12 protein-coding genes and 1 pseudogene are annotated in these 11,392 nt (G+C 67.9%); 5 read left to right on the top strand and 8 right to left on the bottom strand.

The window, feature by feature from the left end; translation table 11 throughout:
* Positions 1-516: 516 nt before the first annotated feature.
* Complete coding sequence (locus ACIRD8_RS35925; RefSeq protein ID WP_404001397.1) at positions 517-930, bottom strand: DUF6086 family protein; 414 nt, start codon at positions 928-930, stop codon at positions 517-519.
* 217 nt (positions 931-1,147) lie between these two features.
* On the opposite strand from ACIRD8_RS35925, the pseudogene ACIRD8_RS35920 reads away from it, so the two are divergent.
* Positions 1,148-1,309, top strand: a pseudogene (locus tag ACIRD8_RS35920) (Tn3 family transposase); the annotation flags it as partial.
* A 53-nt stretch (positions 1,310-1,362) separates the two neighbouring features.
* Here ACIRD8_RS35920 and ACIRD8_RS35915 read toward each other — a convergent pair.
* The 6 genes from ACIRD8_RS35915 to arsM form a co-directional block, all read right to left on the bottom strand.
* Positions 1,363-2,517 carry an integrase gene (locus ACIRD8_RS35915; protein ID WP_404001402.1) on the bottom strand — a complete coding sequence of 385 codons (1,155 nt, stop codon included), beginning with the start codon at positions 2,515-2,517 and terminating at the stop codon, positions 1,363-1,365.
* On the bottom strand, positions 2,517-3,056 hold the full coding sequence (locus tag ACIRD8_RS35910) for a hypothetical protein (protein ID WP_404001394.1): 540 nt from the start codon (positions 3,054-3,056) through the stop codon (positions 2,517-2,519). The genes ACIRD8_RS35915 and ACIRD8_RS35910 overlap by 1 nt, the downstream gene beginning before the upstream one ends.
* 495 nt (positions 3,057-3,551) lie before the next feature.
* The gene (locus ACIRD8_RS35905) at positions 3,552-4,730 is read right to left on the bottom strand and encodes a hypothetical protein (RefSeq protein ID WP_404001391.1); all 1,179 of its coding nucleotides are present in this window, start codon (positions 4,728-4,730) and stop codon (positions 3,552-3,554) included.
* A gap of 200 nt (positions 4,731-4,930) precedes the next feature.
* Complete coding sequence (locus tag ACIRD8_RS35900) at positions 4,931-5,479, bottom strand: putative immunity protein (protein ID WP_404001388.1); 549 nt, start codon at positions 5,477-5,479, stop codon at positions 4,931-4,933.
* 391 nt (positions 5,480-5,870) lie between these two features.
* The gene (locus tag ACIRD8_RS35895; RefSeq protein ID WP_404001385.1) at positions 5,871-6,434 is read right to left on the bottom strand and encodes a hypothetical protein; all 564 of its coding nucleotides are present in this window, start codon (positions 6,432-6,434) and stop codon (positions 5,871-5,873) included.
* Between the two features lie 353 nt (positions 6,435-6,787).
* Entirely contained in the window at positions 6,788-7,621 is an 834-nt protein-coding gene (arsM, locus tag ACIRD8_RS35890; protein ID WP_404001382.1) for an arsenite methyltransferase, read from the bottom strand.
* Between the two features lie 104 nt (positions 7,622-7,725).
* Here arsM and ACIRD8_RS35885 point away from each other — a divergent pair, with 104 nt between their 5' ends.
* The 4 genes from ACIRD8_RS35885 (at position 7,726) to ACIRD8_RS35870 (ending at position 10,711) form a co-directional block, all read left to right on the top strand.
* Positions 7,726-8,115: an ArsR/SmtB family transcription factor gene (locus ACIRD8_RS35885; RefSeq protein ID WP_404001379.1), complete on the top strand. Its 390-nt coding sequence runs from the start codon at positions 7,726-7,728 to the stop codon at positions 8,113-8,115.
* The gene (arsB, locus tag ACIRD8_RS35880) at positions 8,112-9,233 is read left to right on the top strand and encodes an ACR3 family arsenite efflux transporter (RefSeq protein WP_404001376.1); all 1,122 of its coding nucleotides are present in this window, start codon (positions 8,112-8,114) and stop codon (positions 9,231-9,233) included. Before ACIRD8_RS35885 ends, arsB begins: the two co-directional genes overlap by 4 nt.
* Positions 9,226-9,645, top strand: coding sequence for an arsenate reductase ArsC (locus ACIRD8_RS35875; protein ID WP_404001373.1), 420 nt, complete (start codon positions 9,226-9,228; stop codon positions 9,643-9,645). Before arsB ends, ACIRD8_RS35875 begins: the two co-directional genes overlap by 8 nt.
* Before the next feature lie 139 nt (positions 9,646-9,784).
* A complete protein-coding gene (locus ACIRD8_RS35870; RefSeq protein WP_404001370.1) occupies positions 9,785-10,711 on the top strand; it encodes a MerR family transcriptional regulator in 927 nt (308 codons plus the stop codon).
* 200 nt (positions 10,712-10,911) lie between these two features.
* On the opposite strand, the gene ACIRD8_RS35865 is transcribed toward ACIRD8_RS35870, so the two are convergent.
* Complete coding sequence (locus tag ACIRD8_RS35865; RefSeq protein ID WP_404001367.1) at positions 10,912-11,277, bottom strand: DUF4440 domain-containing protein; 366 nt, start codon at positions 11,275-11,277, stop codon at positions 10,912-10,914.
* Positions 11,278-11,392: the final 115 nt, after the last annotated feature.

Below are 11,392 nucleotides of genomic sequence, written 5' to 3'. Positions count from 1 at the left end.
TGCGGAAACTCCGCTGCAGCACCACCCGGATCACCCTCGTCGTCCGAGCCGTCGTCGCCCTCGAACTCGCCACCTGATCAAGATGGAAAAGACTCATTCGCAGGCACTGTCCTGGGCGCCCGGATCCAGGCTCGTGGGGGACATGCCCAGGCACAGGCTGCAAGAGATGCGGCACTGACAGCGGCCGAGGCTGCGAGGCGACAGGTGCTCCATGAACGCGAGTGGGCAGCACTGTCGACCTTCCTGCGGGTCGTGAGTGAGAGTTTCGACCAGTCCCTGCAGACCTACACATCGACTCCGGGCCCGGCGGTGGAGGACGCGCGGGTGCACACCGAGCTGATGCACGCGCACGCCCAGGCCGAGCTTGCAGTGCCTCGCGGGCTGGGCGGTCTGGTCGTCAACCTTTTCAACGCGACGATTGACATGCATCACTCGGCGAATACCCAGGCGCAGCGGAATCGGGGTGCGCAGCTACTCGCCGAGATCGGGCCATCCGACCCAACTGGCAGATCAGGCTCAGGGCGATATGTGCCGGACAAGCTCCCGTGACTTCTGCTCCAGTGCGCCTGTCCACTCCTTTGCATGGGGATCCGAAGCCGTCTTGAGATAGTGACTCTCGGCGCGCTTGGCCCCCTGCCAGCTCACCTCGATGTTCGCAATCTCAGCCAGAGCCAGCACCGTGGCAACGAACCCTTCGGACATGGTGGCCATGACGGCGTGCCTGGTTTCGCTATGCCAGGCGAGCAGGGCATCGACGAACGCTGCAAATGCGACGGGGTCAATCTGACACTCGTCAGCGTCCATGGGGCCGATGCCGGATGGCAGCCCCACTTCGGCTTGATAGACGGTGACCTGGCTCATGAACAGCCGCGACGCCCCGTTGGACGGGTTCCACAGGGTTCGGTCGCCCAAGTCGTAGTACTGGCTCACGTCAGCCTCTCACCGCTGGTCATAGGAGGTCGACATTACGTTCAGTCAGCCCTCCGCGGAAAGTGAGCCAGAACCTCGGAACCGACCGTGATCGTCGATGAGTGCGGGCCAGTTCGATAGAGCAGGCGGACTGCGTTTCAGACGGCTGCTCGTTCCGCTTGGGCGCGGGTGGTGGCGCGCCGAGCCGCCCCGGGCGGGTAACGGGCAGCTGTAGCCGTTGGCCCGCAACAAGGTCAACCTGGGCAAGGCGGTCACCCACTGGCCGGACATGCTGCGGGTAGCCAGTTCCCTGGTGACCGGGCAGGTGTGCACCTACGACCTGCTGCGCATGTTCGGCCGCGAGGGCCGCCCGACGCCGCCGGGGCAGGGGTTCACGGAGAGATTGCCCCAAGGCCGGAGAAGGCGAAGGCAGCCCGGTCATCGTCTTCGGGGTCAGGCCGGCTTCTCGCGACGCTTTGCCTGCACCCTGAGCCACGGATTCTCCGCTCTGGACTGGGCGCGGTCCAGATACTCCCGCTTCACGACCGCCGAGCCCGGTTTCCACCGGCCCTGCTTCGTCGGGTCTCCGCCGGCTTCCGCGATGGCCTGGGCCCCGCCGCGACGCAGCCCGTGGGCCGTGATCTGCTGCCAGTTCCTCGCGCCGGCCTTGTGGGCACGGCTTCGGACCCAGTCGTTGACGGCGTCCCCGGTGACGTAGTCCCCACGCTCCTTCGCGACGGCCCGGCTCTGGAGGGTTCCGCGGGAGGTGAGCGCCCGGAAGAAGGCGCCCTCGCGGACGCCGAGGTGGTGGAGGGCGGTGAGCCAGTCCCGTACGGCCGAGACGGGATCGAGGAGCGGGTCGTCGTCGGCGGGGATGTCGGTGTGTTCGCCCCTGGCTTCCTGGTCGGTCTTGGAGGACCGGATGTGCAGGGTGACGAAGTCGTCGTCGACCGCGACGTCGGCGATCGAGAGGTCGGCGAGCTCGATCCTGCGGTTGAGGGCGCCCCGGCCGAGGAGGAGCATGCACCGGTCGCGGCGCCCGGCGGTGGTCCGCAGGTCGCAGGTGGCGACCATGGCCCGCAGGAGTTCGTCCGTGATCGGAGGCGCCTTTCGAACCGCGGTTCGCTTCGCCCATGTCTTCTTGTACTCGTTCAGCATGCCCCGGGCCTGTTTCGTACCGGGCTTCTGGTCCTCGGGCATCCAGGTGCGGATGGCTGACATGGCGGCGTTGATGGCGTTCGGGGAGCGCCCCAGCTCGATGAGGTGGGCGACGTACTCGACGTAGGTGGCGGTGGTACATGGACGGGCGACACGGCTCTCGTCGGCGCACCAGGCGGCGAACTTGTTGCGCTGGGAAAGGTAGTTGGCGCTGGTGTTCTTCGGCGCGGACTGGCTCTCCAGCCGCTCGGCGGTCTGCTCGGAGACGTACAGGTCCCGCTCGGTGTACGTCGGCTGGTCGGCCTCGGTGGGGAGCCCCTGGCCGGGGTAGAGAATGGTGTGCCGATCGACCACCGGACGGGCTACCGGGCGCGGCTGTACGGCGGCGGGAAGGTGGCCCTCGTCCACCAGCTCCGCGTCCACCACCTCCATGTCGGCCTCGTGCTCCATCACGCCACCGCCTGTTCCAGCTCTGCTGCCCACCTGGACAGTGCGCTGAAGTCTTCCGGCTGCAGGCCCAGGCGGGGGCTGACCCAGTGCAGGAGCGCCGGGGCGTCGTGATTTCTCTGGACCCACTCGCGGTCTTCCGGACTCAGCTCATCGTCCACCCAGGCGAACGGGCGCCCTTTGACGTAGGCGACCAACAGCCTTGTCTTCCAGTGCAGTTGGGCATTGCGCTGCGGTGTCATGGAGGGCCAGTCGACGAAGGGAAGGGTGGGCAGACCGAGGTGCGGGCCGATCCAGTCGTTCGCCTCGTTCTTCCACGTCGTGGCCCACACCAGCTCGAAGGGCAACGCCAAGAGGTCTGCCCCGTGGCCATGGTTGAGCCAGACCCGCAGGGGTTTGTCCCACGGGTTCTCCCACCCGGTCGGGCGCATGCGGTGCGTGCTGCACCCCGCCGGCCGCTTCTGCGGTGCGGCAGCGTACGGATTCAGAGGGCCGTCCACATCGAGCAGGAGCAGTGGGCGCCCATCCCCCTCGTTCCTCATGATCCCTCCCAGCGAAGCAGCCACGTACAAGGGAAATTATAGGTGGGTGATCGTGAGGTGGGCCCACCGGATGCTCCGTTAGCAGTGGTGTCTGTGACTGGGGTTGTGGAAACCAGGTCATTCGTTCGATTCTGCTGTGAGGGCGATCCTAAGGTTCGTCCTGCTCTCGTGATTCGAGGCCAATGTGTGACTGAGCCCCGGCGGGGTAGTGAATATGGCGTTCATAGCGGGCATGTTGCCAGCAGCGTCTGACAATGGGTTGAGCGAGCGATCCACGTCGGCTGACACCACACAACTTCTCTGAGTCAGCCGGCAGTCCAAAGGAAGATCGCAGCGATATGGAGTCCGGGCCAGGTAGCTGGTCGCGGTCTTCTCGTAGCGCATGACGATGCCGCGTCCACTGCTTCAGATGGTTGATGCAACCGCTACGGTGATGCGCTGCTTGTAGGTCTCGAGGTCGAACGCCGACGGTCGTGGAGACCTCCGCCGCAGCGGCTACTGCATCAGCTCGGTGTGGGGATGCTTCGGCGATGTCGGGCAGACGTAGAGCTGCTGCTTGTGGCCGCTGGCGATCTGGATGGCGGTCGGTTGCCTTGGGAGAGGGTGGGTGCCAAGCGGTGCGACGCGGACGTCGCGGGGGACGCGACCGCGGTCGTGCACTTCAAAGCCTCGGGCGCGCAAGATGTCGATTACGGCCTGACCCTTCGGGTTCGTGTGGTTGGAGGACGGGGTGATGGGTTCTCGTTCTTCGCGATCCTTCTCCGGGATCCAGCTGCGGGTGCTGTTGTCCCATTCGAAGGTGGGGATGGTCAGTAGAGGGACCATCGTGGTGTCGCAGGCGGGGCAGGACTGGGGCCTGGGGTCGGTGTAGCCCCAGGCGGCCCAGCCGCCGACTTTCCACCCGGGTGCGACGGACAGATTGACCGTGTAGAACTCCTCCGGGTACGACGCGTACTGGCTGTCCACCGCGTCGCCGGCGGCCTGCCACTTGCTCCAGTCCCCGAGCCGGGCCCGCACTTCCTTGCTCAGCTCCAAGGGGTTGGGGTACTCGGTGATCTGCTCCGGAGCGAGCAGACACGGCTCGGGCAAGTAGCCGTCGAACTGCACCACGGGCGGTTCCGGGGGTGCGGCGAGGATGTCGCTGACCGTAGCCGCGGACCGCCAGAACAGCACGGTCCTGGGCATGAACTGCATCGGAGGGTGATCGAACGGGCACCACAGCACCTGAAGCAGATCCGCCCCGGCGGGCGCGCACAGATCCGGCACGTCACGCACGTACAGCTGCGCCAGCGGCAACATCGCCATCGACCCGTCGTACGGCTGGCGGCTCGGCCTCGGTCTCGGGTAGGTCCGCGGGGGCTCTATGCGTCTGAGGATTTCCCGTTCCTGCGGGGTCAGATCCCGACCCTGCGCGGCGGCACGGATCCGGCGTCGCAGCCTCAGGTCCGGCGGCGACAGGGGCGGGTTCACCCCGTCCAGCTCGTGCGGTCCTTCGCAGTGCGGCCACGGCTCGTCGGCAGGCCACAACAGCGGACCACCGACCGAGCTGTCACGCGCTGACGGAGCCCCAGCATGAGGGTGCAGTCGGGTGGCCGTGCGCGCCAGCGGGGCCAGTTGGGGGAAGAGCGCGGTGATGTCGAACGGCCTCGGCGGGGTGGTGAATATGGCGTTCATAGGGGGCATGGTGCCAGCAGCCTCTGACACCGGGCAGATCAGTTCTCCACCACTGACACCGCAGTAGCCTTCGTGAGTGGATAGGCGGACCAGAAAAGGCGGACGGCCTGGGCTCGGTGCCCGGTCTGTGGGAGCTGGTCGGGGCGAGTTCATGGCTTCTACCTGCGGTTTCCCGCTTACCTTCCCGTGGCCGCTTAAAGTCACTCAGAGAGGGTGAGCGAACGAAGGTCAGTGTCCAACATGCGGATCAACTCACCGACCCGTCCGCCGCCACTCGGCGCTGTCGGGAAGCGTTTGAGCACGTCGACAACGACCGGTGTCGCACGATGCAGCGTCTGCTCAAGGTGTTCGGCACCAACACTCCGATCGTCGTCGGCGACGAGTTCGGCCGCTCTGGCCGCGTAAGCGCCAGCCCCGAGAATGTGCTTGACCTGGGTGGCCTTGGCCAGCGGATGCAGGTAGGCGGCTCCTGCCGCAGACATCGCTGCCCGAGCTGCCTCGCGCGCAGCCGCAGTGTCCGCGCTCTTGGCCGCCTTGAGTGCCGCCCAGGCTCTATCGCGCAGAGCCTTTCCTCGCTCACCACCTCGAGCGAACTCCCACGCGGCGCTGATCGCGTCTCGAGGCCGCAAGTCGTCCGGCTGATTGCCCTCGAATACCTCGAGCACCACTTCCGCGCTCGCTGCAGCGAACGCGGCAACCTCACGAAGATCTTGCTTACTCAGAACGATCTCGCTCACTTCCCCTGTCACGGCTTCATCCTCGACCATTGCGCCGGACAGCCAGGCGGCTGGGCCGGCTCCGGGCCGGCCCCCCATGCCGACTGGCTCCTGATCAGACCGGATCGTGGAAGGCCACTCGGCCACAGCAGGCAGGAATCGGTGAGCTGACCGCTCTGCCAGCTGACCTACTCCACAGACTGCCGCCCTCGACCAGTGTGAGTACCCAGGAGGACTGTCGCACCAGTCCTTTGACCTGTGATGTCAAGTTGGCGGAGGCTCATATGTATTTCCGGGGTCTATCACTGCCGTCACGGTGCGTCTGGGGCTTGAAAGCATGAGTCGCCAGACACTTCTGAGCCCGCCGGTGGACCTCTCCTCGCTTCCGACCGGAACGCAGCCCTGACACGGGTTCGGCGACGGATCAGAGGTACGCCAACAACGCGGTGAGCTCTATGGACAACCCGAGGGTCCCCCAGAGGAGGACGTCACCAACTGGCTGGACCGGACGTCCTGCGTCTTCACGCAGCACGGTCATGTGGACGGCAAAGGAGGCCGGCGCCGAAGCGGTCCAGAGCACGCCCGCACACTGCAACCCGTCCATGGCGAGTTGTCGCCACTCATGGATCCCGCTCAGCGACATCCGGGCCATCGTGAGCAGGCCGACTACGGGCAGAAGTCCCAGCGCTGTGCTGACCGCCACCCACCGCCACCTTCTCCCGTGCCCCGTGCGCCGCCCGAGCCAATGCCCGAGGGCCACAGTCGGCAGGACGTAGGCGGCGGTCAGCAGCGCGCTCGCGGCCAACAGCACCGGCAACCCGATCACCAGCGCGAGAGGGAGCAGCGCGATGCCCGCCGGGAGACTGGCAAGCCGTCCGGTCCACGCCAGTGCCAACGCGGCAATGGCCACACAGAGCACAGCCATCGATACCGACGACGGCGCTGCCCCCACCCGGTCGGCTTCACGTCTGCCTGACAGCTGCGTCATCTCGGCCCCCGCCCCCGCCCGGCCCTGCCCACGCAAGTCGCGCTACAAGCATTCACGGGCCTTCAGCCGCCACTCTAGGCCCGTTACTGAACGCGTTCAATGACGGATCGGATGGGTGTGCCCGCTATCCGGTGGAGAACTCACCGATCAACACGCCAGAACGGCACCGGCTCGTGCGCCCGTTCGCCGAGAAGGCCGTGCCAGGCGCGAATGCCGACGAGGAACGCCCGGAACCGGGCGCCGCTCTCCTGGATCGAGGAGCGAGGGTTGCCCCTCCCCGCTGGGACAGGCGTTTGCCGAGTGCGGGCGGATCGCCAAGACCCTCCACCTCCTGGCGGACTGAACGCCGCCGGTCAGCTCCCGCAGCAGCCGGCCGCGGAGTCGGCCTCGCCGGGCGTGACGGATGACGTGGTGGCCCGCTCGGCTCCGGTGTCCGCGGTGCGGGGCTTGGCGGCCTTGACGATGGCGGAGTGCATCCCGTCCGCGACCGCGTGGGTCGGGCTGATCTCGATGTCCGTGAACCCGGCCGCTTCGAGCCCCGCCCGGTACTCGGTGAAGGAGAGGGCGCCCGCGATGCAGCCGACGTAGTCGCCGCGCTCGGCGCGCTGTCCGGGCGTGAGGGCGTCGTCGGCGACTACGTCGGAGATTCCGATCCGGCCGCCCGGGACCAGGACGCGGAAGGTCTCGGCGAAGACGGCCTGCTTGTCGGTGGACAGGTTGATCACGCAGTTGGAGATCACCACGTCGATCGTCGCGGCGGGCAGGGGGATCGCTTCGATGGTGCCCTTGAGGAATTCGACGTTCGTGGCGCCGGCCTTCTTCTGGTTGGCGAGGGCCAGGGCGAGCATCTCCTCGGTCATGTCGAGGCCGTAGGCCTTGCCGGTGGGGCCGACCCGGCGGGCGGAGAGCAGGACGTCGATGCCGCCGCCGGAGCCGAGGTCCAGCACCCGGTCATCCTCGTGCAGGTCGGCGACCGCCGTGGGGTTGCCGCAGCCCAGCGAGGCGGCGACGGCCTCGGCGGGCAGGTCGTCGCGCTCGCCGCCGGTGTAGAGGCCGGAGCCGAAGTTGTCGTCGATCTCGATCGCGGCCGGTCCACAGCAGGCGCTGCCGCCCTCGGTGACCTGGACCGCGGCGGCGGCGTAGCGCCGGCGGACGGTCTCGCGCAGGTCGGTGGACTGCTCGGTCATGACGGACTCCTTGAAGACAGGGCATGGCGGCGCTCGGAACAGGCTGTATTTGTGTTCTTCGATTCAACCTTGCGCCTTGGATCGAAAAACGTCAACATAGAAGTATGTCGAAACAAGAGCTGGTGGTGCTCGGCCAGGACACGGCCGACGACTGCTGCCCGACCCTGCTGACCGCCCCCCTGGACGAGGAGACGGCCACCGGTCTCGCCCGTGTCTTCAAGGCGCTGGGCGACCCGGTGCGGCTGCGGCTGCTCTCGATGATCGCTTCGCGGAACGGCGGGGAGATCTGCGTCTGCGACCTCACCCCCGCCTTCGAGCTGTCCCAGCCGACGATCTCCCACCACCTGAAGTTGCTCAAGCAGGCCGGGCTGATCGACTCCGAACGGCGGGGCACCTGGGTGTACTACCGGCTGCTGCCCCGGACCACCGACCGCCTCGCCGCGGTCCTGACCCGCCCCGGCGCCCCGGCCGAATCCGTCGGGACCACCTCGTGAGCGAGACGACCACCACCACGTCGCCCGCCGGGCCGGTGGCCGGGCGGCTGTCGTTCCTGGACCGGTTCCTCGCCGTGTGGATCCTGGCCGCGATGGCCGCCGGACTAGGCCTGGGCCGTCTCGTGCCCGGTCTCGGGGACGCGCTCGCGACGGTCACCGTCACCGGGGTCTCGCTGCCGATCGCGCTCGGGCTGCTCGTGATGATGTACCCGGTCCTCGCCAAGGTCCGCTACGACCGCCTGGACACCGTCACCCGCGACCGGCGCCTGCTCATCCCGTCCCTGGTGCTGAACTGGGTCGTAGGCCCGGCTCTGATGTTCGCCCTGGCCTGGCTGTTCCTGCCGGACCTGCCCGAGTACCGCACCGGCCTGATCATCGTCGGGCTCGCCCGTTGCATCGCGATGGTCATCATCTGGAACGACCTGGCCTGCGGCGACCGCGAAGCCGCGGCCGTCCTCGTCGCCCTCAACTCCGTCTTCCAGGTGTTCGCGTTCGCCGCGCTCGGCTGGTTCTACCTGAGCGTGCTGCCCGGCCAGCTCGGCCTGGAGCAGACCGCGCTCGACGTCTCCGCCTGGGAGATCGCCCGCAGTGTCCTCATCTTCCTGGGCATCCCGCTGCTGGCCGGGTTCCTCACCCGACGCCTGGGCGAGAAGGCCAGGGGCCGCACCTGGTACGAGACCGAACTCGTCCCCCGCATCGGCCCGTTCGCGCTGTACGGGCTGCTGTTCACGATCGTGGTGCTGTTCGCCCTCCAGGGCGACGCCATCACCTCCAAGCCGCTGGACGTCGCCCGGATCGCGCTGCCGCTGCTGGTGTACTTCGCGCTGATGTGGGCCGGGTCCATGGCCGTCGGCCGCGCGGTCGGCCTGGACCACCCGAAGGCGACGACCCTGGCGTTCACCGCGGCGGGCAACAACTTCGAACTCGCCATCGCGGTCGCCATCGCCACCTTCGGCGCCACCTCCGGCCAGGCCCTCGCCGGAGTCGTCGGCCCGCTCATCGAGGTCCCCGTCCTCATAGGCCTCGTCCACGTCGCCCTCGCCGCCCGCCGCTACTTCCCCCGGCCCGCACCCGCGCCCCCCTTGGCCGCCGCCCCGGAAGGCCCCACCCGTGTCTGACCTCCGGCCGAAGCCGTCGGTGCTGTTCGTGTGCGTCCACAACGCCGGCCGCTCCCAGATGGCCGCCGCCTTCCTCACCCACCTTGCCGGGGACCGGGTCGAGGTCCGCTCAGCCGGGTCCGCGCCGGCCGACGCGGTGAACCCGGCCGCGGTCACCGCGATGGCCGAGGCGGGCATCGACCTGTCCGCCGAGACCCCGAAGGTCCTGACCGCTAAGGCCGTACGGGCTTCCGACGTGGTGATCACCATGGGCTGCGGCGACACCTGCCCCGTCTTCCCCGGCAAGCGCTACCTCGACTGGAAGCTCGACGATCCCGCCGGACAGGGCGTCGCGGCGGTCCGGCCGATCCGGGACGAGATCGAGCGGCGCATCCGCGGGCTGATCGCCGAACTGCTGCCCGAGCCCGTCTGATCACCCCTGCTCGATTCATCCTGGCGGTCAGCTGAGATCACGCGACTTACCTTCAGCAGCTCGGAGGACATCTCGGCCGGGGGCCCCGCTGGGGAATGGCCTTGAGTCTCCAGTGACTGGAGACAGCAGAGTGGGAGACATGGACGTTACGACCCTCTACTCGATCGGGGAGCTTTCCCGGCGGACCGGCCTGTCCGTGAGGACCATCCGGTTCTACTCCGATTCGGGGGTGGTAGCGCCGACCACCCGTAGTCCCGCCGGCTATCGGCTCTACGACCTCGACGCACTGCTTCGTCTGGAACTCCTCCGCACACTGCGTGAGCTGGGCATGGGCCTGCCCACGATCCGACGGGTACTGGACCGCGAGCTCTCGGTGGCGGAGGTCGCCGCGGCGCAGGCCGACGCCATGGACGTACAGATCCGGATGCTGCAACTGCGTCGGAGCGTTCTGCGAGTCGTGGCCAGCCGCGGGTCCAGTCCCGAGGAGACCAAGCTCATGCACAGGCTCACGCAGTTGTCCGGCGAGGAACGCCGACGTCTGATCGACGATTTCATGGATGGCGCCTTCGGTACGGAAGACGCCGACCCGGCCGCAGTGGCCATGGTTCGCGCTGCCACTCCTGACCTCCCCGATGATCCGACCGGCGAGCAGATCGCCGCGTGGGTGGAACTCGCCGAGCTGGTCGGCGACGAGGATTTCCGTACCCGGATGCGCCGGGCGGCCGTACGCCAGGCCGCCGGGCGCCCGCTCGACATCGAGCGCGACGCCGGCGAGGAGCTGATGGAGTTCACCCGTCAGAAGGTGGCCGAGGCCAGGGAGTCGGGCAGCAACACGGTCGCACTTGTCATCGACGACCTCGTGCACCGTTTCGCCGAGGTGTTCGGGCGCACCCCTGACACGGAATTCCGGCACTGGATGGCGCAGCAGTTCGAAGAGGCGCACGATCCCAGGGTGGACCGGTACTGGCAGCTGGTGTGGATCGTCAACGGCTGGCAGGCAGTACCGAATCTGAACCCGGTGTACCCCTGGCTCATCCAGGCCCTGCGGGATGACCGCGCCGCATAGTCACCGCAGTGGGCACCGCCCCGGATCCCCTGGACGAGTTCAGGGGATCCGGGGCGGACATGAGACCAGGGCGACCGACGTCGAGGTGTGGCTGACGACCTGGACATCCTCGTTGCCCCGACCCCTACCGCCTCGCCAGCACGCGCGCACGCGAGCACGTGCGCGCCGAGGATCCCGCCACGTCGGCGGACCGCACCCGCTCAGCTCGCCAAAGTGCCCTGGTGGAAGTACAGGCGCCAGCCCGTTCCGGTCATACGCCACAGGGAGCTCCGCCATACTCGGCGCCCGTTGTTGTCTGCGAAGTACGTCAGGTGAACGAGGCCTGGAGCGAGCACGCCCCCGGACATCTCGCTGACCTCGACCGGAGACTCCGGGTCCACTGAACCGCCACTCGTCACGGTGAGGATCGACGCTGCGTCCCAGCGCCTGCCGGACGCCCCGATCTCGGTGAAGTCGGGGTCAAGAAGCTGCAACACCAAGGCCGGCGAGGCGCGCACTGCGGGGTCGAGAAGCCGGAGCTCCGCCTCGATGGCCGCCTGGACTGCCCGCTCGCTCTCGTCTTCCATGGACGCACCCTACGGACTCGACCGCGTGGCGCTCGCGGCAGTTGGCCACCGCGAGCCGCCCGGTTCTTGCAGTTGGGGATCAGGTCGGGCTTCCTCGGAATCGTGCAGCGAATTC

Origin of the sequence: Streptomyces sp. NPDC102451 (assembly GCF_044765485.1) — a bacterium.
Lineage (GTDB): Bacteria > Actinomycetota > Actinomycetes > Streptomycetales > Streptomycetaceae > Streptomyces.
The sequence above is the reverse complement of the archived record's forward strand: the minus strand, read 5'-3'. Positions and strand labels throughout refer to the sequence as shown.

Excerpts from the sequence above, each read along its gene's own strand:
- ACIRD8_RS35915 (WP_404001402.1), bottom strand. The coding sequence starts at position 2,517 with ATGGAGCACGAGGCCGACATGGAGGTGGTGGACGCGGAGCTGGTGGAC.
- ACIRD8_RS35910 (WP_404001394.1), bottom strand. The coding sequence starts at position 3,056 with ATGAGGAACGAGGGGGATGGGCGCCCACTGCTCCTGCTCGATGTGGAC.
- ACIRD8_RS35905 (WP_404001391.1), bottom strand. The coding sequence starts at position 4,730 with ATGAACGCCATATTCACCACCCCGCCGAGGCCGTTCGACATCACCGCG.
- ACIRD8_RS35895 (WP_404001385.1), bottom strand. The coding sequence starts at position 6,434 with ATGACGCAGCTGTCAGGCAGACGTGAAGCCGACCGGGTGGGGGCAGCG.
- arsM (WP_404001382.1), bottom strand. The coding sequence starts at position 7,621 with ATGACCGAGCAGTCCACCGACCTGCGCGAGACCGTCCGCCGGCGCTAC.
- ACIRD8_RS35885 (WP_404001379.1), top strand. The coding sequence starts at position 7,726 with ATGTCGAAACAAGAGCTGGTGGTGCTCGGCCAGGACACGGCCGACGAC.
- ACIRD8_RS35870 (WP_404001370.1), top strand. The coding sequence starts at position 9,785 with ATGGACGTTACGACCCTCTACTCGATCGGGGAGCTTTCCCGGCGGACC.
- ACIRD8_RS35865 (WP_404001367.1), bottom strand. The coding sequence starts at position 11,277 with ATGGAAGACGAGAGCGAGCGGGCAGTCCAGGCGGCCATCGAGGCGGAG.